This is a genomic window from Methanobacterium congolense (assembly GCF_900095295.1).
Taxonomy (GTDB): domain Archaea; phylum Methanobacteriota; class Methanobacteria; order Methanobacteriales; family Methanobacteriaceae; genus Methanobacterium_C; species Methanobacterium_C congolense.
Map to the genome: position 1 here is coordinate 968,734 of NZ_LT607756.1, position 23,746 is coordinate 992,479.

24 protein-coding genes are annotated in these 23,746 nt (G+C 37.8%); 13 read left to right on the plus strand and 11 right to left on the minus strand.

Annotation, left to right across the window (positions count from 1 at the left end):
• The first annotated feature begins 143 nt into the window (after positions 1–143).
• The 3 genes from hisD (at position 144) to MCBB_RS04570 (ending at position 4,568) form a co-directional block, all read left to right on the plus strand.
• Positions 144–1,442 (plus strand): histidinol dehydrogenase, encoded by a 1,299-nt coding sequence (gene hisD / locus MCBB_RS04560; protein ID WP_071906644.1) that lies wholly within the window; start codon positions 144–146, stop codon positions 1,440–1,442.
• 363 nt (positions 1,443–1,805) lie between these two features.
• Positions 1,806–3,125: an aspartate--tRNA(Asn) ligase gene (gene aspS, locus MCBB_RS04565; protein WP_071906645.1), complete on the plus strand. Its 1,320-nt coding sequence runs from the start codon at positions 1,806–1,808 to the stop codon at positions 3,123–3,125.
• 192 nt (positions 3,126–3,317) lie between these two features.
• A complete protein-coding gene (locus MCBB_RS04570) occupies positions 3,318–4,568 on the plus strand; it encodes a BaiN/RdsA family NAD(P)/FAD-dependent oxidoreductase (RefSeq protein WP_071906646.1) in 1,251 nt (416 codons plus the stop codon).
• Positions 4,569–4,647: 79 nt separating this feature from the next.
• Here the strand turns inward: MCBB_RS04570 and MCBB_RS04575 are convergent, their stop codons facing one another.
• From MCBB_RS04575 to acs, 3 genes are all read right to left on the minus strand, one after another.
• On the minus strand, positions 4,648–4,989 hold the full coding sequence (locus MCBB_RS04575) for a hypothetical protein (protein WP_071906647.1): 342 nt from the start codon (positions 4,987–4,989) through the stop codon (positions 4,648–4,650).
• 169 nt (positions 4,990–5,158) lie between these two features.
• The gene (locus tag MCBB_RS04580) at positions 5,159–5,773 is read right to left on the minus strand and encodes a hypothetical protein (RefSeq protein ID WP_071906648.1); all 615 of its coding nucleotides are present in this window, start codon (positions 5,771–5,773) and stop codon (positions 5,159–5,161) included.
• Between the two features lie 456 nt (positions 5,774–6,229).
• Positions 6,230–8,371 (minus strand): acetate--CoA ligase alpha subunit, encoded by a 2,142-nt coding sequence (gene acs / locus MCBB_RS04585; RefSeq protein WP_071906649.1) that lies wholly within the window; start codon positions 8,369–8,371, stop codon positions 6,230–6,232.
• Between the two features lie 757 nt (positions 8,372–9,128).
• On the opposite strand from acs, the gene MCBB_RS04590 reads away from it, so the two are divergent.
• The 9 genes from MCBB_RS04590 to MCBB_RS04630 all read left to right on the plus strand — a co-directional run bounded on the left by MCBB_RS04590 (position 9,129) and on the right by MCBB_RS04630 (position 16,716).
• The gene (locus MCBB_RS04590; RefSeq protein ID WP_071906650.1) at positions 9,129–9,806 is read left to right on the plus strand and encodes a hypothetical protein; all 678 of its coding nucleotides are present in this window, start codon (positions 9,129–9,131) and stop codon (positions 9,804–9,806) included.
• A 260-nt stretch (positions 9,807–10,066) separates the two neighbouring features.
• On the plus strand, positions 10,067–10,606 hold the full coding sequence (locus MCBB_RS04595; protein WP_071906651.1) for a class I SAM-dependent methyltransferase: 540 nt from the start codon (positions 10,067–10,069) through the stop codon (positions 10,604–10,606).
• Between the two features lie 32 nt (positions 10,607–10,638).
• Entirely contained in the window at positions 10,639–11,433 is a 795-nt protein-coding gene (locus MCBB_RS04600) for a 2-amino-3,7-dideoxy-D-threo-hept-6-ulosonate synthase (protein WP_071906652.1), read from the plus strand.
• 60 nt (positions 11,434–11,493) lie between these two features.
• Positions 11,494–12,618: a 3-dehydroquinate synthase II gene (locus MCBB_RS04605; RefSeq protein WP_071906653.1), complete on the plus strand. Its 1,125-nt coding sequence runs from the start codon at positions 11,494–11,496 to the stop codon at positions 12,616–12,618.
• Positions 12,619–12,901: 283 nt separating this feature from the next.
• Entirely contained in the window at positions 12,902–13,843 is a 942-nt protein-coding gene (locus MCBB_RS04610; protein ID WP_071906654.1) for a phosphoenolpyruvate carboxykinase (ATP), read from the plus strand.
• A 5-nt stretch (positions 13,844–13,848) separates the two neighbouring features.
• Positions 13,849–14,397, plus strand: coding sequence for an RNA 2',3'-cyclic phosphodiesterase (gene thpR, locus MCBB_RS04615; RefSeq protein ID WP_071906655.1), 549 nt, complete (start codon positions 13,849–13,851; stop codon positions 14,395–14,397).
• Positions 14,398–14,522: 125 nt separating this feature from the next.
• Positions 14,523–15,914 carry a CCA tRNA nucleotidyltransferase gene (cca, locus tag MCBB_RS04620; protein WP_231916408.1) on the plus strand — a complete coding sequence of 464 codons (1,392 nt, stop codon included), beginning with the start codon at positions 14,523–14,525 and terminating at the stop codon, positions 15,912–15,914.
• A gap of 231 nt (positions 15,915–16,145) precedes the next feature.
• Positions 16,146–16,538: a putative zinc-binding protein gene (locus tag MCBB_RS04625; RefSeq protein WP_071906656.1), complete on the plus strand. Its 393-nt coding sequence runs from the start codon at positions 16,146–16,148 to the stop codon at positions 16,536–16,538.
• Complete coding sequence (locus tag MCBB_RS04630; protein WP_071906657.1) at positions 16,525–16,716, plus strand: hypothetical protein; 192 nt, start codon at positions 16,525–16,527, stop codon at positions 16,714–16,716. Before MCBB_RS04625 ends, MCBB_RS04630 begins: the two co-directional genes overlap by 14 nt.
• 9 nt (positions 16,717–16,725) lie before the next feature.
• Here MCBB_RS04630 and MCBB_RS04635 read toward each other — a convergent pair whose 3' ends face one another.
• Entirely contained in the window at positions 16,726–17,421 is a 696-nt protein-coding gene (locus MCBB_RS04635; RefSeq protein WP_071906658.1) for a DUF166 domain-containing protein, read from the minus strand.
• 93 nt (positions 17,422–17,514) lie between these two features.
• On the opposite strand from MCBB_RS04635, the gene MCBB_RS04640 reads away from it, so the two are divergent.
• Positions 17,515–17,868, plus strand: coding sequence for an ArsR/SmtB family transcription factor (locus tag MCBB_RS04640; protein WP_071906659.1), 354 nt, complete (start codon positions 17,515–17,517; stop codon positions 17,866–17,868).
• A 78-nt stretch (positions 17,869–17,946) separates the two neighbouring features.
• On the opposite strand, the gene MCBB_RS04645 is transcribed toward MCBB_RS04640, so the two are convergent.
• From MCBB_RS04645 to MCBB_RS04675, 7 genes are all read right to left on the minus strand, one after another.
• Positions 17,947–19,173, minus strand: a complete 1,227-nt coding sequence (locus MCBB_RS04645) for a 4Fe-4S binding protein (protein ID WP_071906660.1) — start codon at positions 19,171–19,173, stop codon at positions 17,947–17,949.
• 94 nt (positions 19,174–19,267) lie between these two features.
• Complete coding sequence (locus MCBB_RS04650; protein WP_071906661.1) at positions 19,268–19,579, minus strand: ATP-binding protein; 312 nt, start codon at positions 19,577–19,579, stop codon at positions 19,268–19,270.
• A 17-nt stretch (positions 19,580–19,596) separates the two neighbouring features.
• On the minus strand, positions 19,597–20,001 hold the full coding sequence (locus tag MCBB_RS04655; protein WP_084789779.1) for a DUF169 domain-containing protein: 405 nt from the start codon (positions 19,999–20,001) through the stop codon (positions 19,597–19,599).
• 377 nt (positions 20,002–20,378) lie between these two features.
• Positions 20,379–21,725 (minus strand): 4Fe-4S binding protein, encoded by a 1,347-nt coding sequence (locus tag MCBB_RS11935; RefSeq protein ID WP_071906663.1) that lies wholly within the window; start codon positions 21,723–21,725, stop codon positions 20,379–20,381.
• 48 nt (positions 21,726–21,773) lie between these two features.
• Complete coding sequence (locus MCBB_RS04665; protein ID WP_071906664.1) at positions 21,774–22,157, minus strand: ArsR/SmtB family transcription factor; 384 nt, start codon at positions 22,155–22,157, stop codon at positions 21,774–21,776.
• A 95-nt stretch (positions 22,158–22,252) separates the two neighbouring features.
• Positions 22,253–23,329, minus strand: coding sequence for an ACR3 family arsenite efflux transporter (gene arsB, locus MCBB_RS04670; protein WP_071906665.1), 1,077 nt, complete (start codon positions 23,327–23,329; stop codon positions 22,253–22,255).
• Positions 23,330–23,692: an ArsR/SmtB family transcription factor gene (locus MCBB_RS04675; protein WP_071906666.1), complete on the minus strand. Its 363-nt coding sequence runs from the start codon at positions 23,690–23,692 to the stop codon at positions 23,330–23,332. It abuts the gene before it with no gap.
• Between the last annotated feature and the right edge of the window lie 54 nt (positions 23,693–23,746).

Sequence of the window (23,746 nt, forward strand, 5' to 3'; positions counted from 1 at the left end):
TTAAATTTAGAAGCTACATAAAATTAGCAGTACAACAATTGTACCAACATAAGATCAATTTAAAAAAATCTATTTCAAATATCATTCAAGCTTTATTTTATAATAATAGTTTAATAATAATAGTTAAATCAAGTTGTGGTACCATGGAAATCATAGAATTAACTGATAAAAAAAGGGATGAACTTTTAAAACGTTCAGAACTTGATGATGCTGATGTTGCAGGCATCGTTGGTGATATAATCAATGATGTGAGAAACAGGGGTGATGAGGCACTTAAACACTACACAGAAAAGTTTGACAAGGTTAAACTTGAAGATCTAAGGGTTGAATCATCATCAATAAACAAGAAAAACTTCAACATTGAGGATAAGGTTTTAAATGCCCTTAAAAAGGCTTCAAAAAATATAAAAAAGTTTCACAAGGCTCAAATACCTGAAGAATGGTCAATTGAGGTTGATGAAGGCATAAACGCCGGGCAGATAATCAGGCCCCTGGACTCAGTTGGATGCTACATTCCAGGTGGCAGGGCCATATACCCCTCAACCATACTCATGACAGTGATACCTGCAAAGATGGCCGGTGTTAAAAGGGTTATATGCTGCACCCCTCCCCAGCCAGACGGCACTGTCAGTGACATAATCCTTGCAGCAGCAAGCATAGCAGGTATTAATGAAATATACATGGTTGGAGGTGCCCAAGCAGTGGCTGCAATGGCCTATGGAACAGAAACCATACCAAAGGTTGATAAAATAGTTGGACCCGGAAACGTATTCGTCACAGCAGCAAAGAAAATGGTTTACGGGGCAGTGGATATTGATTTTCCTGCAGGTCCATCAGAGGTTCTCATAATCGCAGATGAAACTGCCAATCCCGAGTACGTTGCACTTGACATGATGGCCCAGGCAGAGCACGACCCAAACGCAGCATCAGTCCTTGTAACAGATTCCATGGAAACTGCAGAGGCAGTCAATGCTGAAATTCAGGAGAAAATCGGATCCATGGAGCGCAGTGAGATCATAACTGAATCCCTCCAGAAGTACGGTAGGATAGTCTTAACAGAATCCATTGAAGAGGCAGTTGACTTTTCAAATGATTACGGTCCCGAACACCTTATAATCACAACTGAAAACCCTGAAAAACAGCTGGAATCCATAACTAATGCTGGATCAATATTTTTAGGCCAGCTCACACCTGTTGCAGCAGGGGACTACGGCTCTGGAACCAACCATGTTCTCCCAACATCTGGCTGTGCCAGGATGTACTCAGGACTCTCTACAGAATCCTTCATAAAGAAACCAACTGTACAAAGACTATCAGAAAAGGGAGTTCTAAGTCTTAAGGATGTTATCATTGATCTTGCAGAGTACGAGGGCCTATATGCACATGCAGAGTCCTTCAAAAAACGTCTGGATCATGGGAAGGAGCAAGAAAGATTGAAGTAATGCAAAGATCTTGCAACTTTAACCTATATTTGGTATCTCTCCTTTCTAAACCATATTCAGAATTATAAACTGATATAAATAGGAATAATTAAAGAAATGATGGTTGAAGAAGAATCTTGAGTTCTATTTTTATTTACTGCAATTGGTTATATACTGGTTGGGATAAACTATTGATAGAATATTTCATATTCTTTTGAGATTTTTATAAAAATTTTTTTATAAAAAAAATTCTGCAGATTGAATGTTGCTAAGAGTTTTAACTTGAAGGATACTTGATGAAACACTTCATGAACTATTTAAATTTATAAAATCATTTAAAAGACTTAAAAATGGTTTTAGATCATTTGTTAGAGGTGAATTACATTGACAGATTCATTGGAAAACTGGAGAAGAACTCACTACACAAAAAACGTTAAACCCGAGATAAACGGTGAAGAGATAGTGCTCATGGGATGGGTACACGAGATAAGAGACCTCGGTGGAATAATATTCGTCCTTTTAAGGGATAGGGATGGGCTGATACAGATAACAGCTCCAAGTAAAAAGGTTTCACCAGAACTCTTTGAGGAGATCAAGAAACTCAAAAAAGAAGGAGTACTCGCAGTCAGAGGACTGGTTCAGGAATCAGGAAAAGCACCAAACGGTGTTGAAATCATTCCGGAGGAAATAAAACTCCTAAACGAATCCAAACTGCCCTTACCCCTTGACACAACAGGTAACACCCACGCCGAAATTGACACAAGACTTGATTCAAGGTTCTTAGACCTTAGAAAACACAACGTCAGTGCAATATTCAAGATAAAAAGCAGGATGTTCCATTCAATAAGAAACTTCCTGGAATCCAGAGGATACCTTGAAATCAACACTCCAAAACTCGTTGCATCTGCAACAGAGGGAGGTACAGAACTCTTCCCAATAACCTACTTCGAGAGGGAAGCATTCCTTGGTCAGAGCCCACAGCTCTACAAGCAGATGATGATGGGTTCAGGTTTCGACAAGGTATTTGAAATAGCACCTATATTCCGTGCAGAGGAACACGACACCCTCAGACACCTAAACGAAGCAATATCCATAGATGTGGAAACAGCCTTCACAGACAATGAGGATGCAATGAACATACTTGAGGAACTGGTGTGCAAGGCAATCACTGACGTTAAAGAACACTGTGAAGACGCCCTCAAAACCCTTGAAGTGGAGTTAGAGGTACCAGAAACCCCATTCAAACGTGTGACCTACGACGAGGTCATTGACATAGTCAACTCCAAGGGAGTTGCAATGAGACACGGAGAAGACCTTTCAAGGGCAGCTGAAAAAGCCCTTGGAGAAGTTATGGATGATTACTACTTCATAACAGAATGGCCAACATCCATAAAACCATTCTACGTAATGCCTGGATTTGAAGACCCAGAAAAGAGCTGTGCTTTCGACTTGATGTACAAGGACCTTGAAATATCTTCAGGAGCAATGCGGGTGCACCAGCACGACCTGCTCCTTGAGAAGATCAAAAAACAGGGCCTCAACCCAGATTCCTTCAGCAGATACCTTGCAGCATTCGAATATGGAATGCCGCCACATGCTGGCTGGGGACTTGGAGCAGAAAGGTTCACAATGTGCCTGACTGGTGCAAAGAACATAAGGGAAACAGTGCTCTTCCCAAGGGACAGAAGGCGGTTAACACCGTAAAAAGGTAAACTCCTTAAATGGAGTTCAAACCTTTTAAATCATTTTTTTTTTATTATACTAACTGTTAACACGGAATTAGAACTACTTTTAAATCAAATATTAAATTAAATACCAAATTTTATCATTTGAATTTTATTATCAACATCAATTACAGTAAAAAAATTAACAATAAATGTGTAGAGGGATTTAAACGTGAAAACATATGATGTGGCTGTTGTTGGAGGGGGACCTGCAGGTATGATGGCTGCAATCCGCGCAGCAGAACTTAAAAAAAATGTGGTGCTCGTTGAGAGAAACGATAAACTCGGTAAAAAACTTCTCATAACCGGAAGTGGTAGATGTAACCTCACAAACACTGCAGATACCACGGACTTTCTGAAAAAATTCGGTAAAAAGGGTTCATTTCTAAGATCAGCCTTCAAAACATTTTCAAACAGGGACACAATGGAATTCTTCAAATCCCGCGGCCTGGATCTGAAGGTTGAAGAGGGAGGCAGGGTTTTCCCGGTTACAGATGATGCAGGTTCTGTTCTGAACCTTTTAAAATCGTCTTTAAGAGAATCAAATGTTTCAGTTCTTTACAATCACAGGCTCTCCCATATGGATGTTCTGGGAGGTGATGGACCCTCCTTCAAGCTGAACTTTGACAGCAACTCATTCATGGCACACCGTGTTGTTCTTGCAACTGGAGGAGCTTCCTACCCTGCAACGGGATCCTCAGGTGACGGCTTCAGAATTGTCAGCGAACTTGGCCACAAGGTGGTTCCATTAAAACCAGGTTCTGTACCCCTGAAAACAAGGGAGAAATGGATATGGGATCTTCAGGGAACAGCCCTTGAGAAGGTTGGCCTTAAATTTAAGAGGGGTAAAAAGAAGGTTGCCTCTGGTGAAGGAGATCTTATTTTCACCCACTTTGGAGTTTCAGGGCCAGGAGTTCTTGATCTCAGTGGAAGTGTTGTTCAGGCACTTGAAGATGGAGAGGTTCAGCTCTTCATGGATCTGAAACCTGAAACTGGAATGGAAGCCCTTGAAGAGGAACTCTTAAAGGACTTTGAGGCACATGGAAAAACTTACCTTAAGAATTTTATGAAGTTTTTAATGCCTAACCGATTAATCCCAGTGTTTCTAGAACTTGTAGGGGTTGATCCAAATAAAAGCCTCAACCAGGTAAGTAAAAAAGAGAGAAATTCATTGCTCAACCTCTTAAAATCAATGCCCTTAACCGTGACAGGATCTTTGCCACTTAAAAATGCCATGGTAACGTGTGGGGGTATTTCAAAGAGAGAAATAGATCCTCAAAGTATGGAATCCCGGATATGCTCTGGACTTTACTTTGCAGGTGAGTTAATAGATCTCTGTGCACCTACAGGTGGTTACAACCTCCAGGAAGCCTTTTCAACAGGTTACCTTGCAGGTGAGAGTGCAGCAGGATTGGATAAATGACATCCTTGAAACCGGATTGAGGGAATGAAACCTTGAAGTAATTCAAGTTAGAACCCTTAAAATTTAAAAATTCTTTTTTTTAATCTATGATACTCCTCATGCGAAATACCTTTTCACTATGAATCCCAAGGGCTCCAAGTAAAAAGCCACCACCGCTGATGGACACAGCCACAGAGAGGAATCCAAAAACACTGAGATTGACGAAGCCCCATGGACTTTTTGGTAGGAACAGATCTATTGCAACCATCAACACACTGGATATTGTGCCACTGACTCCACCTACAAGAATGTAGTCATCCTTTGATTCTGCAACGTAGTTTGCAGTGAAACCTGCTACAACATTGGACAGTAGTATTCCAATACCTGAAAGATCTGCGTAGGTTGAAAAAAGAGAAAAAAGTGCACCTGTAAGGCTACCCAAAGTTATTGGTGCTAATATATTTTTTTTTAGACATTGATAGTGCCTTTATTTCTTTAAGTAGTTTGTTCCTTCAATTTAAATCTTTTTAAAAGGAATTATATTATAAAAAAAATAGGGTTGTAGAAGGTTTGGTTCTTTCTACATTTGCATCTATTTGGGTAACCTCTGTTTATTTACCCTTACCATTCACGTAGGCTTCTACTGTCCTTGATGCGAAGTAGAATATGACTATGGCTCCAACGATCCATGTGAAGTTGGTTACAACGGTGTTTGCTGAAGTTCCAGTTATCTTAGCTCCTTCAAAGGTTACAATGGGCACAAATGTTAAATACACTGTTATAAATGCACCTGTAAGAGCTTTTCGCACCTCTCCTGTGTCGAAGGGCGAAGTTCCTGACATGTAGTTTGCAACGAGCAGTATTCCAAAGAAGGTTACAATACCCATTCCTATGAATATCCACTGCATGTGAAGTCCAAGGAGAAAAACAACAAGTGGAATTATCAGAAGATCCATTACTCCAATGATACTTATCATTTTAAGACTGTTGTACCATTTTTTCCGCCTGGAATTTTTCACCTGTCTTAAGAAGTTATCCTTTTCCCTTTCAGCCTTTTTATTTTCTTTATCAAGCCATTCAACCTTTTTTTCAAGGTCCTCATTTTCCTTGGTTAGCTTCTCGATCTTCAATCTGTCAAGTTCACGGATCTGTTCTATCAACTCTTCCTTTTCCATTTGAAGTTTCTCAAGTTCATTTCCCAACTCTTTATTTTCAGCTTCTGTCATATTTTTTCCCTCAGTCCGTATTGTGACATTCAATTGCTCGTTAGCTTAATTTTCTATTTAACTTTTCATTTATCTTATTAATCTTTATTTAACATGATATTTAAGTTTATAATATTATTAAATTTCAGAGGGTTCCTTTAGAAGGATACTCTTAACAAAAAAACGCCCCGAAAATAATTTTTTTTATAAAATCTTTTGAAAACATGATCTCAGTTCAATATTTCTTTGTTGGGGAATGTTTGAAATAAGCATAATAAAAGGGAGGGTGAACACTAAAAACAAAAAAAATCAGAATGAAAAAAATGTAGAAACAATTGAATCCAGTTTTTTCATGAAATAAAATAAAATCGAAGCATGTTTTTCCATGGAATAATGCATAAAATAAAAAGTGCTGAAGGGTGATACCCTTCAAATTTATTTAATCAACAAATATTTATCTCAAACTGCATCAAAGCATCAGTGGGATGATTTCAATTTCATTGATCTTTCTGATGGCTGCAGAAGGTCGCTGGATTTTCCTTCTTTTAACATGAGCCTCATATCAACGGCTAATGCTCCTTCTCCCTCATCAAAGACCATCAATGGGTTGATTTCAAATTCGTTGATCTCTGGGAAGTCTGTGACAAGCTTTGAAATCCTGAGTATTATATCAAGGATTGCTTCAACATCCTTTGGATTATCCCCACGAGCACCTTCAAGGAGTTCATGTGTTTTGATTCCACTTATCATTTCCTCTGCCTCTATATCATTTACAGGGGCAATTGCGAATTTAACATCCTTCAGGACTTCCACGTATATACCGCCCAGTCCAAACATGAGCATTGGACCAAAGGCAGGGTCCTGAACCATACCGATGATGACCTCGGTACCACCAGACAACATCTTCTGTAACTGAACACCTTCAAGGGTGGCTTCAGGTTCCTTCTTAGGTATGTTCTCCATCATGTCCTCGTAGGCTGCCCTGACTTCATCTGCATTGTTGAGGTTGAGTTTGATTCCACCAACATCTGATTTGTGTGATATCTGTGGGGAAACGATCTTCATAACCAGTGGGTAACCGATTTCCTCAGCAGCCTTTACAGTGTCTTCAACCGTTGTTGTGATGGCTGTGCCCACTGTTGGAATTCCGTATGCCTTCAGTATGTCGAAGGATTCAAGACCAAGTGTGTGCATGCCCTTTTCCTTGGCATCTTCAATTATGTTTTTAACTGTAACCTTGTCAACGTTGAATTCAGGGGCTTTAGGATACTCCTGTTCCTTGATAATACTGTAATCGTAGAGTTTTTTCATACTCTTTACAGCACGTTTAGGGTAGAGGTAGTTGGGTACCTGTTCTTCAGCCAGAAGTTTTTCAGCACCTTCAAAGCTGGTTCCTCCAAAGAAACTGCATAAAATTGGTTTTTCAGATTTCTTGGCATGCTCGATTGCAACCTGGGCAATTCCCTCAGCATCGGTAACTGATTGTGGTGTTACAAGGTAGATCACACCGTCCACGTTGGGATCCTCAAGAATGGTTTCAAGGGCAAAGGCGTACCTCTCTGGACTTGCATCTCCAAGTACATCAACAGGGTTTTTAACGCTTGCAGTTTCAGGTAATCCGTCCTTCAATGTTTGTCTGGTTTCACAGGTGAGCTGAGCAAGTTCAAGGCCCTTCCTTATTGCAACGTCCGTTGTCATAATTGCTGGACCACCAGCATTTGTTATTATGGCTATTTTGTTTCCCTTTGGAAGTGGTGAGAGTGCAAGTGCACTACTGTAATCCATGAGTTCGTCAAGGGAGTTCACACGTATGATTCCGCACTGTGAGAATGCTGCTTCGTATGCAGAGTCTGAACCAGCGATGGTACCTGTGTGTGAGGAAACTGCTTCGGATCCCTTGGATGTTCTTCCAGATTTTATAACGAGAACAGGTTTTTTCTTTGAAGCTTTTTTACTGGCTTCTATGAAACCTTGACCATCAACGATACCTTCTAAGTAAGCTGTTATAACGTTGGTGTTCTCATCTTCCATGAAATCCTTCATGCAATCGTTTTCGTTGATAACTGCCTTATTTCCAAGGCTGACGATCCTGGAAAATCCTATATTCTTTTTATCAGCGTAATCCAGTATAGCTGCCATTATGGCTCCTGACTGGGTCATGAATGATATTTTACCTTTATGAGCAATATCAGAAGAGAATGATGCATTCATATTGTTGTAAGTGTTCATTATACCCAAACAGTTAGGACCAACGAGTTTTATGCCGTATTTTTTGGATATCTCCACCAGCTGGTTCTCTAGTTTGGCTCCTTCTTCATCAACTTCCTTAAATCCTGCTGAAATCACTACAATGTTTTTTATTCCAGTTTCTCCACATTCTTCAACTGTTGCTGGAATTATGTGGGATGGTATGGTTATCACTGCAAGGTCTACAGGACCATGTTCCTTTATGGATGTGTAAGCAGGAAGTCCATGTATTTTACCACCTTTTGGGTTGACGGGGACTATTTCTCCCTTGTAATAATTTAAAAGGGACTTCATTATATCGTATCCGATTTTACCCTTTGTCTCCGATGCACCTATTACTGCAACTGATTTTGCATTGAACATATCATGCATGTCTATCACCTCTTATATGGGTTTGTTTAATTTTTTTTTGAGATTGAAATGTAAAACAAGTGTCAATTCCTCATGTTTATTCATTACAGTTACGCATGCGATTACTCTTATTATAACAAAGTTATAGATAAACCTATTGTTTCTTGAAGCTCAAGACAACTTCTTTTTCAGAGGATATACCCCAGAAATTCTATGTATCCAAGTGCTTAACATGGGATAAGTTGTGAAAATTAATATCTGAAGGGAAATACTTGAAAATTTGTAAATCAAAACAAGAACTTTCTTATTAAAAACTCATCCCCCTCCTTTTGAGGTCGGTAGGGGGAGAGTAATGTTCTGGTGTGTCATGATTTACATGACCATCATGGGTTTTTATTTACAACTATATAAAAATATTCCATTATTTATCTATTAAACATTAAACTTCAAAATAAGGCGTATTAAAAATCCTCTCTCTCAAGGAGGCGGTATTATTTGGAGAGAGGTTACTGGTGCCATGCAGTGCATGAACATCATAGATTCTTCTTCATATAATATATAAAATTTTTTTCCAAATTCCATCCACATTCAACCTAAATTTTAAAATAAGAACAATTAAAACTTCCTACTTCTGATTGTTGTGTGGTGAAGGCTTAAAACTTCGACATTTTAGATAATGTAAATTAATTGTATAAAAACCAATTAAAAATTATATAAATCTAATTGAATATTTCATGGACACATAACCTTATAAAGTTGTTACATATTACTTCTATTTATGAAAACATGGATAGTGAGGGCTGTTGATTGGGGAAACATCCAGCGCAGTCCAACCTTTCAAGCAGTCTTCAACTATTTTTTTTCAGGTTCCAAAAATTTACCTACACCTGTTGTTTTTGATAGTGCCGGAACACATGTAAATGATATAATAATGAATTGTACTCCTGTTACGAAGCAACTCGATATTATAGATGCTGCCATGTACTACGATATTATCAAGGGCAAAAACGAATGTCTGGCAGAGGATTTTTTGGATAAGTGGCATGGAACGTGTGAAGAACAAATTCCTGATAAAGAAAAGAGTGGAATAACTCAGTTGTACTCTGAAATAAAAAATGATGTCCATTTGATGCAGATGGGATTCAGAAATGAAGCACTGCTTGATGCAGGTATCCCTGAACAATATTTACCTGGAATGAGAGTTCCATTTCGTCACGATAAAAATTTGAAGCTGATCCTACCAATTGAAGAAAACATAGCCCATGATATTGGGGGTTACTACAAAACTTCTGAAGAGGAACAACCATTAACAAAAATTTACGGACAATTGGTGGGGATAAAACCCCTGAAGGATGAATTGACTGGGGGACTTGAAACTGCAAGAAAACAAGTAAAATACTTCATGAAAACACGTGAAAAAGCAGCTGAAGAATTAATAAAATTAGTGAAGAACTAATATTTAATTATTTTTTTATCTAAATAATCCCTTATAAACAGTTTTCTTTTTAATTTAAATTTATAATATTTATAGGGTGATTGATAATTTTTAATTTAAAAAATTTAGAAAAAAACTGATTTCTTTTATTATTCAAATTATATGAATATCCTTTAATAGGATAGTCACAAGCAATGGGTAAAAGATTCTAAATTCAAGGATAACATTTAACATTCCTCTGCAGTAAAAGGGATTCTATTTAAAAGATTATGAGGCCTCTTATGATAAAGGTAGTTTACGATATCAAAGTTTATAGGGAAGTATTAAGAGATATTATACAAGCAGATGATGTGGTTGTGGAGTTGGGATGCCATGTTGGTAATTCCACACGGATCATCTCAAAGCTCAACAACAATGGAAGAATATTTGCCATTGACAACAGCCCAGAGGCAGTAAAGCCAATGGAATCACTTGAAAAAGAAAATCCAAACCTTGAATTCACCAGGGCAGATGTCAGACTCCATGAAACACTGGAAGCTGTGGCTGAGAAGATCAGGGAAGTTGGAAGGTGTGACCTTTTATCCGTGGATCTTGGAGGAGGATACCATCCCGACACAGTTTTCAAGGTCTTTTTCATATGGTCGTCAACTTTAAAACCCAGAAATACTATAATAAGAAACAGAGGACTTTTAGATTTCATCCATTCATCTTCAACAGATGAGGTGATAAGATCCCATGAGGGATGGCTGGAATCATCTGGGGATGATGGAATCCCACCAAGGTTGAAGGAATTCAAACTCTGGTCTTCAAAGATCAACTAAAATCAACTAAGAATGTTTACAGGAGTGTTTTCATGATAGGTAAAAGAATCAGGATTGAAAGGATACTGAACAGAAAAACAGGAAGATGCGTAATCGTACCAATGGACCACGGAGTATCTGTAGGTCCAATCCCTGGAATCATCGACATGACCGACACCATAAATGAAGTTGCAAGCGGCGGAGCAAACGCAGTTTTAATGCACAAAGGAATGGTAGGATGTGGCCATAGAGGATACGGAAAAGATATAGGTCTTATAATACACCTTTCAGCCAGTACCTCCCTTGGAGTTGACCCTGACAACAAGGTGCTTGTAACCTCAGTTGAAAAAGCCCTTAAAATAGGTGCAGATGCAGTATCAGTTCATGTGAATATTGGATCAGAAAAAGAACCTGAAATGCTCATGAAACTTGGAAGCATCGCAGAGATATGCGACAACTGGGGAATGCCCCTCATAGCAATGATGTACCCACGCGGGCAGAACATCACAAATGAACACGATGTAGAGGTTGTTAAACTCGCTGCAAGGGCAGGAGCAGAACTAGGAGCGGACATCATAAAAACCAACTACACCGGAGACCCAGACACCTTCAAAGAGGTTGTAGACGGATGCCCAGTACCAGTGGTAATAGCAGGTGGCCCAATGGTTGAAACAGACCGCCAACTCCTGGAAATGGTGAAAAACTCCGTTGATGTTGGTGGATCAGGAGTTGCAATCGGAAGAAACGTGTTCCAGGCTAAATCACCACAGAAAACAACAAGGGCAATTGCAGGAATTGTCCACGAAAATCTGGACATTGATGAAGCCCTTAAAATACTCAACGGCTGAGATAATCACTGCAATTTTTTTCAGAAACTAATACATTTAAGCTCGAGGAAGGTTAAACTCATGAAATTCGCATGGATAATGGTTGAGGGTACCAACTGGGATAGGAAAAAGGAAGCCATAACCACAGCCCTGGAATCAGGCATAGACCATATCGTTGACTTCACAGATGTTGAAAAGATCCAGAAACTTGGAAACGTTACCATAATCTCCGATGTTGAAGGAGCAGATGTTGTTATGGTTGGAAGAAACGGTGAGGGTGACGGAACCCTCATAATACCCGACGACCTGTCCCAATCAAAGGATCTTGCAGCAATAACAAGTTTCAAAAGAAAGGGTAAGAAGGTAGCTGCATACGTTGAAATAACAAGTAAAAAACATGAAGAACTCGCATCATACCTCGGAAGAACTGCAGACTACCTCATACTTCTTGGAAAGGACTGGACAGTCATACCACTTGAAAACATTATAGCAGACCTTCAAAAAGAAGATGTGAAACTCATAGCAGCAGTTTCAGACTACGATGAAGCCAAAGTTGCCCTTGAAACCCTTGAATATGGTACAGATGGTGTACTCCTCTGTCCAAGGGACACCTCCCAGATAAGGAAGGTTTCAGAACTCATTGAGAGAATAGACTCCGAGAGATACCAGATGAAACCTGCAACTGTAACACGGGTTGAAGCTGTGGGCTCCGGTGACAGGGTATGTGTTGACACATGCTCCATGATGAGCCCTGGTGAGGGAATGCTAATTGGATCCTACTCCCGTGGAATGTTCCTTGTGCACAGTGAATCACTGGAGAGTGAATACGTTGCATCAAGACCCTTCAGAGTCAATGCAGGACCTGTACACGCTTACGTAATGACCCCTGGAAACAGAACACGCTACCTATCTGAAATAGAAACAGGTGACGAAGTTTTAACAGTTGATAAGGAAGGAAACACCAAAACAACAGTTGTTGGCAGGGTCAAAATTGAAAAAAGGCCATTGATGCTCATTGAAGCAGAGTACGAGGGAGTGGTGCTTAGGACCATCCTGCAGAACGCCGAAACAATACGCCTTGTTGGAGAGGATGGAAAGCCAATATCAGTTGCAGACCTTAAGAAGGGTGACAAGGTAATGGTGTACCTTGACGAGAGTGCAAGACACTTTGGAATGGCGATAGATGAAACCATAATTGAGAAGTGAAACCCGGTTTTTTGACTTCTTCATCCCTTTCAAGGTTTGAATGGAGTACATTAATCCTCATTTCATTTATTTCACCTTCAAAATCTTCATTCCATCTCAAACTTCATTCCAACTCAAATATTTTTAAAACCCTATTCAACTTATTTAAGTCATGTTTCTCTAAGTCATGTTCAATTTCTCCACATATTACTCAAAAAATTTCTTCAAAATATAGAATTTTAGACATTAAGAGTAACATCGCACTTTAAAGATCATTAAAAAAAGGTTCTGGAGGTTTTGTAGGTTGTCAGGTTACACTGTTGAACTGATAAGTCCTGAAAGAAAGGAAGAACTATTTCTTGAACTTGTGAAGATGGTTAAATTTGAGAGAAAGGCCAACATCCACGGGGCCTGTGTTAAGCTCTTAACAGACAATTCAAGCTTCAAGGAGGAATGGGAAGATAACTTCAAGTTCATGAACGAGGATATAAGGCCCCATACAAAAATTTTTTCAGTAGAAAACGGTGGAAAACTGCAAGTTTTATATGAACCTATTTCAAAGGCTTGCATAATCAAAAACTGTGACTACTACGGTTGGATAAAAAGTATAGCCCTTGCAGCCATATCTGACTTCTTTGAGGACTACCACTCGGTGCACAGAAGATACTCAGTTCACGGCTCTGCAGTTGACTACAAAGGCCATGCAATGGCAATAATAGGTCCACCCGGCACAGGAAAAACCACCATGACCTATGGACTTCTTCAGGACAAGGACTTCAACTACATATCCGATGACTGGTTTTTCACACGACTCTTCGACAATGCAGTGGTTGTTTATTCATCAGAAAAGAACTCATACATAAGGGATGACATCGCAGAGGTGTGGACAGAATTTTCCCGTGAGATAGAAAAGGTTCAACTCGATTCTAAAGGACGTGGTGTTGCAGATGTGAACACCCTATTCAACGGCCGTATAAGGGAAAGTTCCACACTCCAGACAGTGATCCTCCTTGAGAGAAATCCTGAAAACCCTCCATTCAGAAAATTAAGCCCTGAAGAAGCACTGGAATTCATGGTTTCAAATGATTTCTGCAACCCCCATCAGCTCGTCCGTGATGATAGAAAATTCAACCTCAGAAAGAACTTCTTCATGGAGCTCTTCTCAAAACTCCAGGTTTACCTTCTAAACACAGTGGAAACACCAGAAGAAAGTCTTAATAGAATAAAAGATCTTGCAACAAGGTGATAGATATGAGAGCTTTTTTAGCTGTGGATGTAAATAAGGAACTCTTAGAAAAAATAGGTGAAGTTCAGAACAAACTTGCCAAGGCAGAAGCCGCTGTTAAGTTTGTTGAACCAGAAAATCTACATTTCACCTTTAAATTCTTTGGAGATATCTCCAGGGAAAAGGCAGATGAAATAGTAGGAATGATATCTGAGAAAACCAAGAAATACAGTCCATTTGAGGTTTCAATCAAAGGAGTGGGAGTCTTCCCACACCTGGGCTACATAAGAGTTCTCTGGCTTGGTGTCGAGGATTCAGACCAGTTTTCAAAGATGCAGATGGACTTCGATGAGGAGTTCATCAAGATGGGCTTTAAAAAGGAGAGAAGCTACATCCCACACCTCACAATAGGCAGGGTGAAGGGAGCACAGAACAAAGAAGCTCTGGTTTCAATCATAAACGAACTTGAAACTGTTGAAATCGGAAAAACCACCATAAAAAATCTGGTTCTAAAGGAAAGTGAATTAACACCTGCAGGACCAATATACACAGATGTTAAAGAATTCCAATTGTGATCCAGTGTTGTATAGAATTGTAAAATCAAGTTGATAGATCAAGAATAAATTTGATGAAAATGAAATTTTTTTAAAAAAATCCCCAAATCCATGGGTTTTTTCAGTGAATTTTCAGTTAGGTACAGGTGACTAATTTGGCAGATATAAACTTTGAAGCGATTCTGAAGGATATAAAACCCACAGAAACAGAAAAAAAGAGGGTCATGGAACTATCCAATGAACTGATAAAAAATCTCAACGAAACTGCAGCTTCCATAGGTGCAGAGGCAGAGGCAGTACTTGTGGGTTCAGTTGCCAAGTCAACATGGCTTGCAGGCAAGGCAGACATAGACATATTCATGGAGTTCTCCCTTGAAACAGAGGAGAGCTACCTTAAAAGATGCGGACTCAAACTCGGACACAACTGCATAAAAACTATGGGAGGCACAGCAGAAGAACGCTACGCATCACATCCCTATGTCACGGGTAGTATAGAAGGATACGAAGTGGATTTCGTGCCATGTTACTACATAGAAGATGCATCTCAGCTTAAATCTGCAGTGGACAGGACCATACTCCACACACAGTACATCAAAAAACACCTGAAAAGGGACCAGGCAGATGAGGTGTTACTCCTCAAACGATTCATGGAATGTGTTGGTACCTACGGATCCGAGTTCAAGGTTGGGGGATTTTCAGGCTACCTCTGCGAGCTCATGGTACTTGAATACGGAAGCTTCATGGGAGTTCTTGAGGCAGCATCCACGTCATGGAGGTACGGCCAGGTGATCGACCTTGAAAACTACGGCACAGCAGAACTCTTCAAGGATCCAATGGTTGCAGTTGACCCTGTGGACAAAAATAGGAACGTTGCAGCAGCACTGGGCCTGCAGAAGATGTCAGAATTTGTTGTGGCATCCACAAACTTCCTGGAGAACCCTTCAGAGAGTTACTTCTACCCCAAGGATATGGTCTTCGATTCAGGATCAATAAAGGAAGAATTTACAGAGAGAGGCACAAAAACCTTTATTTTAACTTTCCATCCTCCAAATATTCCTGCAGATGCTGTTTATCCCCAGATAAGGAAGACTGAGAAATCCATTGTGAAGGTTGCAGAGAAAAATGGTTTTGAAGTTGCAGGCAGTGACTCCTGGACTGATGAGGGTCATCGGGCCATGATACTGGTTGAATTTGAAACCTGGAAACTACCCCACATGAAGAAACATATGGGTCCTCAGATATGGTTTAAAGAACACCAGGAACGCTTCTTAGAGAAATATTCTGGCAAAGCATGGGTTGAAGGTGATAGGTGGGTGGTTGAGGTTCCAAGAACCTACGAATCTGTTGAATCATTCTTCCAGGGTGTTTTAATACCCAAGAAGATCAACTACCTCAGATTCGGCAAACACATCAAGGCGGAGATACTCAAGGAACACAGTGTTGTTGATATGAAAGATTTCCTGGAATTCACATGGGATGATGAGGTTTTAAGGTTTCTACACCTTTACTTGAATAAGAATGAGCTTCTATGCAGGTGATTTTTTAAAATAGTTTAATTCATTTATTTATTTCATATATCAAGAATTTATTTTTCTTATTTAGTTCTATTTTTTAAATTAGGTCTTATCTTAGTTCTCTTAAAGTTCTGAGATTCCCATAAGTTTATATGGTACTTAAGCGGATCTATTTATATATCTACATATTTCGATGTATTGATACGATGAGAATTACTAAAATAATGACCAGCAACATATCCTGGAGGAAATAATATGGAAAAAAATAAAGTAGCACTGGCAGCATGCAGTGGAATGAGCCCTTACGGCCTTGTAAGTAGAGTAGCATCTACTGATACAGTTTCTGAAACAGATAATACCATATCAATTTGTATGGGAGCAACATCTGCGGACAGAGAAGGATTCAGAAATTTAATAAGAAAATACCCAATTTTAGCAGTAAACGGCTGTGAAAGTAACTGCGTGAATAAAATAATGAAACAAAAAGGTGTTGAAGTAGCAGAAACCATAAATGTGAAAGAAGAACTGGAAAAAACCGAATATACACCTAATGATGTTTCAAGGCTGGATGATGAGGGCGAAATCTGCGTTGAAATAATTAAAGAGAAGATAAATAAAAAATTAGGTGAAGTCCATGACAAAAGATGAGGATAAAGCATTTGAAGCTGAAATCAAAGCTAAATACAGTGGAGGGACCTGCCCCTGTCAAACAGGATTCATTGAAAAAAAGAAATCCTCACTCAGAGAGGTTGTCTGTAAAAAATGCGGAGCTGTGTTTAAAACCAACAGGGACACAGATTATTGTTGGAGATGTGAAAAGAAATAAATTTCCAATTCACATTTTTATTTCCCTATTTTCCAAACTTCTATTTGCAAAGGCAATTGCCTCTTCAAAGGCATCCTTGTGAAATCCTGATGCCATGGTTTTTTTACATTCATCATCAGAAAAAAGTCTTATTTTAGATGATCTACATGGGTAATGCTGCAACTTGAGCCCGGCTTCCACTGGAAGTTCCTCTGTTAATGTTTGGTTCAAATATTTCTCTTTTATGTACTCTGCAACGAAGGCAGTTGAACCGCAAGGTGATGACCTTAAAACTCTCACATCCTTGAGTTTATTCCCGTCCAGTTTTAAGTCAATTTTTGGTTTCCCCACTTTGGATACGAATTCATCGAAGATGGGATTTCCGTTTTCTTCAAGCTCGCACATTATGTAGGGACATGTAACATTTCCGTGGGATTCCAACTGGTTTTTAAATCCATCCCCTTTCCAGGCTGCAACTATCATCCAATCAACTTTACTGTGGAGGTTTTCCACCAGTTCCAGTGTGAGATCTGGATGGGTTGTGTACGTTATTAATATGTTGGCATTTTCAAGAAGTTTTAAATCCCCTTCAGGTACATTTATTTCATCTAAGAACATTGATGATGGTTGTTCAAGTTCTATAAAAGCAGTGTTAAACATTTCATTCATTGTCTCAAAGGCCCTGTCTCCATAAGGACCATCTGTAACTATTACAACTTTTAACATTTCTTTTACACCTCTAAACTCCCTATTAATTTCACATTAGTAACTAATGAAGTATCTATATATTTAAATATATCAGTGAGGATAGTTTGTACCATGAAATCCTGCCAGACGAATGGGAACAAACCCACCTGTGAACAGATCAAAAACCTCAAAAGGATCCTCTCTGAAATACCAGATGATGATGAGATATACAAAAGTTCTGAAGCAATAAAGGCACTTGCAGACCCCACAAGGCTGAAAATAGTTTACCTCCTGAAGTATGGTGAACTTTGTGTCTGTGAAATAATGGAAGCCCTTGAAAAGCCCCAGGCCACTATTTCCCACCATCTGAACATCCTGAAAAATGCAGGATTCCTGAAATGGCGCAAAGAAGGAGTGTGGGTACACTACAGACTTTCCAATGAAAAGATTCCAGACAACATAGATGAACTCATGAAAAACAAATGAAAAGACTTTATAATCATTTAAATGGATATTAAGTTCGCAAAGGCTTTATTTTATCTATTTTATGGTTAAAATGGTGGATTAACAGCAACAGCTGCCTCCACCCAGGCTAAGACCTAATCTGTTTAAAAAGGCCATGTATCCTTTATCTATAAGCTGTGTTTGGCTTATAAATCCGTAAACCTTTATTTTTCCAGAAGAAAGCATATCCATGAATTTTATGGAAGCTGTGTCACCCAATATTTTTTTAATGTCCTTTTCATCAATAAGGAACATTAAATCAGCTACAGGACGTTCTAATTCTTTTAATTCTTTTATAGTCACATTTAAGTTATGATCTGCTTTTTCTAAAAGAATTAATTTTTCCTCATTTTGGATCATGGATATGGCAATAGTAGCTCCATTAACTAAGCCCGCGAACATTTGAGAGTTTTGTTCTGCCCAGTTATTCCATAATTCTGGTTTAAATTTTTTGTTCTGTTTTTCCTTTAATTTAGCATTCATTTTGTCAAATTTATTTTTAACATGAGCATATCCTTTTTGATCAAATGGACAACCTTCTATACAGTAAGTACAACCCTGACTGCAACCTATACATTGTTTTCGTACAAATTGAACTTCTTTACCACCACAACATGTTTCTTTTTCTATTAAAGCTTCATGGGGGCATGCTTTTACACATTTACCACATTTCTCACAGTACTCTGGTATCCATGCATGTTCATTCTCATCTTGCACTGGTAAATTAGCTATACTGACAGTTATGGCTGAAATTTTTAAGCTTGAACCTAATTCCGGTGTTATTAAAAGACCGTTGTTTCCAATAAATCCTAAACCTGCTTTTTGAGCAAGTGGAGAGAGTTTCACTATACTATCATAAGAGTGGGCAATTTCTGTTGCATAACCCTTTTCTCTAAGATAGTCAGAGAGCATATAAGTAAGACGACCTGTTTTTTCATAAGCTAAATCATTTAATCGTTGTGCTTTTTCACCTGGAGGAGTTTCAATAATTCCTTTGTCCATTTCAATGGTCAATACAATCGTATTCGTATACTGCATGAATTTATTTTTAGTTAATAAGTCAGGCGTAAGTTGTGTATACCCTATACTTTTAAAACCTAATGAATATGCATAATTTTCAAATTCTTTAAAGAACTCCTCGTCAGCTATGAACTTAGGCTTATTCGGGTTGTTTTTAGTGGATGTATCTGGATATTTAAAGCCCCCACATCCACAACCGCATTCTTCATCTTCTTCTAGATCAGTATCTTCAGATCCACAACAACTTCCTTTTTTATCGTTTGCCATGATTTTATCCCATTATTTGGTTATAATAAAAATTTTCAGTATTAATTTATAGTATCACGTCAAATCAATTAAAAAAAATAATTTAAGGGTTTAATTAGTCGGTTACTTCTAACCTGCCTTCTTCTTTGAGTCCTTTTTTGACCTTTGCCCATATTCCTTCTTTTTTGTAGAGCTCCCGAAGTGCTTCTTTGTCTGGGAATGAAATCGCCTTTCCCTGGCATAGGGTTGCACAGGTTGTGCAGCCAACAACACATTTGTAGGGGTTGGCCACTATTGGCACGTCTCCAGTCCATTTATAAACCTTCTGACCGCAGTTCATACACATTCCACATTTAACACATTTATCCTCATCAATAGTTGGATACCATTCAATCTTTTCCCGTGGGTATTCAGCAAACCATGCCATGTTTTATTCCTCCACTTTTAACAACTTTTTACCTCAATATCTTTCCCTTCTAAAAGAGAAAGTGCTCCCTTTGAACGGGATCTGGGTATTGCTTTATTATCTAAATATTTCAAATGTTCAATAATTTCTGGAAGCATTGATCCTGGAAATCCCATCACGGCTTCACTTTCACCTAAATCTGTGGCATCTCTGCAGCCGTAACATCCATAGACAAAGTTCAAGCGTTGACTGAGGAATGGAATGATTGTTGCATCAACACATGTTGCCTGCAGTATGGCAGTAGAACTTTGTATTCTCTCCCCACATGTAGCATGCAGATAAGCAAGAGCAATCCACATGAGTTTCTCAGGATCATCTTCCACAATGACAATATCTGGAACATATTCTGCATAATCTAATGGAAAAATATGTAACTGCTGGATATGTCCTTTTCCAGATCGAAAGTGTCTAAAAAAATTTTAAGTACCAAATGCCTTCAGTATTACAGTTCTTCAAGACAACCTTCTACAACTATATTCATATATTCAAATATATAAATATAACCTTTTAAAAAAATAATAATATTGTATAATTATTTACTCTCGAGATCTGGTTTTTAAAAAGATATAAACATGCGAATTTAAAAAACGTATCAAAACCCTCTTCTGAAGGAGATTTTGTTAATATAAATCCAACATGCATATTCATCACTTAAATTCCTTATTTGATTATTTATTTTCTCTTTTTGGCAATCGGAATAGATATAGAACTTCATTTTTGAATATTATACCAAAACTTTCACATATTCAAAAATGAAAATTTAACAACAACAGCCGCCTCCACCCAGGCTAAGACCTAACCTGTTTAAAAAGGCCATGTATCCTTTATCTATAAGCTGTGTTTGGCTTATAAATCCGTAAACCTTTATTTTTCCAGAAGAAAGCATATCTATGAATTTTATGGAAGCTGTGTCATTCAATATTTCTTTAATGTCCTTTTCATCAATAAGGAACATTAAATCAGCTACAGGACGTTCTAATTCTTTTAATTCTTTTATAGTCACATTTAAGTTATGATCTGCTTTTTCTAAAAGAATTAATTTTTCCTCATTTTGGATCATGGATATGGCAATAGTAGCTCCATTAACTAAGCCTGCGAACATTTGAGAGTTTTGTTCTGCCCAGTTATTCCATAATTCTGGTTTAAATTTTTTGTTCTGTTTTTCCTTTAATTTGGCATTCATTTTGTCAAATTTATTTTTAACATGATCATATCCCTTTTCATCAAATGGACATGCTTCTATACAGTATGTACAACCCTGACTGCAACCTATACAAACCTTTTGTATAAATTCAACCTCTTTACCACCACAGCAAGTCTCTTTTTCTATCAATGCTTTCTCAGGGCAGGCTTTAATACATTTGCCACATTTCTCACAGTACTCTGGTATCCATGCATGTTCATTCTCATCTTTTATTGGTAAATTAGCTATACTAACGAATATTGCAGAAATTTTTTGTCTTGGACCTACTTCAGGGGTTATTAAAAGACCACTTTGTCCTATAAATCCCATACCTGCTTTTTGACCAAGTGCCGAGAATTTTACAACACCTCCATACGGATGAGCAACTTCGGTTGCATAACCATTCTGTCTGAGATAATCAGAGAGTTCATAGGTTAAGTTACCTAACTTTGCATAATGTGCATCATTCAATTCCTGAGTTTTGTCTCCAGGTGCTGTTTCAATTAGTTCTTTACTCATTTCAATGGTCAATACAATGACACTTGGATACTGTATAAATTTGTCCTTAATTAACAATTCAGGGGTGAGTTGTGTGTATCCTATACTTTTAATACCTTTAGAATGCGCGACGTCTTCAAATTCCTTAATAAAGTTATCATCAGCTATGACTTTGGGCTTATCTGGATTGTTTATGAGTGATTCATCAGGATATTCTGTAGCTCCACAACCACAACCACATCCAGCATCCTCTTCTACATCATCATTACCAGATCCGCAGCCACAGTCAGGGGTTACTTCTGGTTTTTCAGGGTTGTTTGCAGTTGATTCATTTCCACAACAACAGTTTTCATTTTCTTCTGAATTTTTAATTGGTTCTTCTTTATATTCTGTACCTTCACAGCATCCTTTTTTATCATTTACCATAATTTTTATCTCCTTATACAATTTATCCTTAGAATCTAGTTTTATACTTCATTTAATTACATTAATTTTCTTCAAAGTATCTTTTGGGTTAAAAAAATCTATAAATTTCACAATATCTGGTTTTAACAGTGTGTAATAAATCCAAATTCCTTCTTTGCGAGGTTTTATAAGATCTGTGTTTTTAAGTATGCTCAAGTGATGAGATAATGTTGATTGAGGTTTTTCAAGTATACTCTCCATTTCACAAACACATAGATCACCCTTTTGCAGCAGGTATAGTATTTGAATTCTTGTAGGGTCAGAAAGGGCCTTGAATACTTTTGTTATACTGGACAAAGTATCCTCATCATCTATTTCAGATAATATTGCCCTGAATTTTTCTACATCTTCTATATACAAATGACATCTGCCCTTAGTAACACACTCTTTCATAAGACCACTTCCACAAGACCCCCTCTTGAAATTATATTCATATATTGAAATATATAAATATGATGATTTAAAAAAATATAAACATTGTGCAATGTTTATTTTGTGAAATACCTGTCCTTGAAGATCAATGCCACATTCACGAGGCTAATAAGTACTGGAACTTCTATTAAAGGACCAATGACTGCTGCAAATGCAACTCCAGATCCTATTCCAAAAACTGCTACCGCAACAGCTATCGCAAGTTCAAAATTGTTACTTGCCGCTGTAAAAGATATTGTAGTTGTTTTAGAGTAATCCGCTCCGATCCTATGCCCTAAGAAAAATGTTACAAAGAACATTATTACAAAGTAGAGTAAGAGTGGAATTGCAACACGCACCACATCCAGAGGTATTTGGACAATGAAGTTACCTTTTAAACTAAACATGACTATAATAGTAAATAATAATGCTATCAGCGTAATAGGGCTGATTTTAGGAATAAATTTATTATTATACCATCCTTCACCTTTTCTTCTTATTAAAACAAATCTTGTGGCCATCCCTGCTAAAAATGGAATTCCCAGATAAATAAACACGCTTTGAGCTATTTGGGTTATACTAACATTTACAACGCTCCCATTTAATCCAAAAAATGGAAGAAGTACGGTAATAAAGATATAAGCATAAATACTATAAAAAAACACTTGAAATACGCTGTTGAATGCTACTAAAGCTGCAGCATACTCTGTATTTCCGCCTGCAAGTTCATTCCACACTATTACCATTGCAATGCAAGGTGCTATTCCTATTAAGATTAAACCGGTCATATATTCTGAAAATCCTCTCAAGAAGACTATCGCTAGTATAAACATTAAAATAGGTGCTACAACCCAATTTTGGAAAATAGCCAAACTTAATATTTTCTTATTTTTAAATACATCTCCTAATTCTTCATATTTTACCTTTGCAAGTGGAGGATACATCATTAAAATCAATCCAATGGCTATGGGTATGCTTGTTGTACCAACCGAAAACCTACCAATAACTGATTCCACACCTGGAATAAAATATCCTAATGAAACTCCCAAAGCCATTGCCAAGAAAATCCATAACGTTAAATATTTATCAAGAAAACTAAGCCTTTTTATACCGCGCATTTGCCCTGTAACCTCATCAGTGACGCTCTTTGACATTTACTTACCTCGTTCATTTTCTAATAAATTTTTTAAAATATCCAGCATATTTGGATTTGATAATTTATAATGAATCCATACTCCTTCTTTACGCCATTTTACGAGTTCTGCGTTTTTTAAAATATTGAGGTGATGTGATACTGTTGGTTGGGGTTTATCCAATGCTGAAATTAGTTCACAAACACATAACTCATCATCATTTAATAAATACAATATTTTAAGCCTTGTAGGATCAGCTATTGCTTTAATTATCTCAGAATAACGATGCAATATTTCATCAGAGGGAAGTTCACTTACCTTTTCTTTCAATTTTTCTATTTGTTTATTATCTGGACAACTCTTTCCAGTTTCACAGGATTTCATAAAGGATTTTATCTAAATAATTATATTTAAATATTTAGATATACTAATTTATTG

Bases quoted from the DNA above. Each gene is read 5' to 3' on its own strand.
- hisD (WP_071906644.1), top strand. From the start codon at position 144: ATGGAAATCATAGAATTAACTGATAAAAAAAGGGATGAACTTTTAAAA.
- MCBB_RS04580 (WP_071906648.1), bottom strand. From the start codon at position 5,773: ATGACAGAAGCTGAAAATAAAGAGTTGGGAAATGAACTTGAGAAACTT.
- acs (WP_071906649.1), bottom strand. From the start codon at position 8,371: ATGCATGATATGTTCAATGCAAAATCAGTTGCAGTAATAGGTGCATCG.
- MCBB_RS04590 (WP_071906650.1), top strand. From the start codon at position 9,129: ATGAAAACATGGATAGTGAGGGCTGTTGATTGGGGAAACATCCAGCGC.
- MCBB_RS04595 (WP_071906651.1), top strand. From the start codon at position 10,067: ATGATAAAGGTAGTTTACGATATCAAAGTTTATAGGGAAGTATTAAGA.
- MCBB_RS04600 (WP_071906652.1), top strand. From the start codon at position 10,639: ATGATAGGTAAAAGAATCAGGATTGAAAGGATACTGAACAGAAAAACA.
- MCBB_RS04605 (WP_071906653.1), top strand. From the start codon at position 11,494: ATGAAATTCGCATGGATAATGGTTGAGGGTACCAACTGGGATAGGAAA.
- thpR (WP_071906655.1), top strand. From the start codon at position 13,849: ATGAGAGCTTTTTTAGCTGTGGATGTAAATAAGGAACTCTTAGAAAAA.
- MCBB_RS04625 (WP_071906656.1), top strand. From the start codon at position 16,146: ATGGAAAAAAATAAAGTAGCACTGGCAGCATGCAGTGGAATGAGCCCT.
- MCBB_RS04630 (WP_071906657.1), top strand. From the start codon at position 16,525: ATGACAAAAGATGAGGATAAAGCATTTGAAGCTGAAATCAAAGCTAAA.
- MCBB_RS04635 (WP_071906658.1), bottom strand. From the start codon at position 17,421: ATGTTAAAAGTTGTAATAGTTACAGATGGTCCTTATGGAGACAGGGCC.
- MCBB_RS04640 (WP_071906659.1), top strand. From the start codon at position 17,515: ATGAAATCCTGCCAGACGAATGGGAACAAACCCACCTGTGAACAGATC.
- MCBB_RS04645 (WP_071906660.1), bottom strand. From the start codon at position 19,173: ATGGCAAACGATAAAAAAGGAAGTTGTTGTGGATCTGAAGATACTGAT.
- MCBB_RS04650 (WP_071906661.1), bottom strand. From the start codon at position 19,579: ATGGCATGGTTTGCTGAATACCCACGGGAAAAGATTGAATGGTATCCA.
- MCBB_RS11935 (WP_071906663.1), bottom strand. From the start codon at position 21,725: ATGGTAAATGATAAAAAAGGATGCTGTGAAGGTACAGAATATAAAGAA.
- MCBB_RS04665 (WP_071906664.1), bottom strand. From the start codon at position 22,157: ATGAAAGAGTGTGTTACTAAGGGCAGATGTCATTTGTATATAGAAGAT.
- arsB (WP_071906665.1), bottom strand. From the start codon at position 23,329: ATGTCAAAGAGCGTCACTGATGAGGTTACAGGGCAAATGCGCGGTATA.
- MCBB_RS04675 (WP_071906666.1), bottom strand. From the start codon at position 23,692: ATGAAATCCTGTGAAACTGGAAAGAGTTGTCCAGATAATAAACAAATA.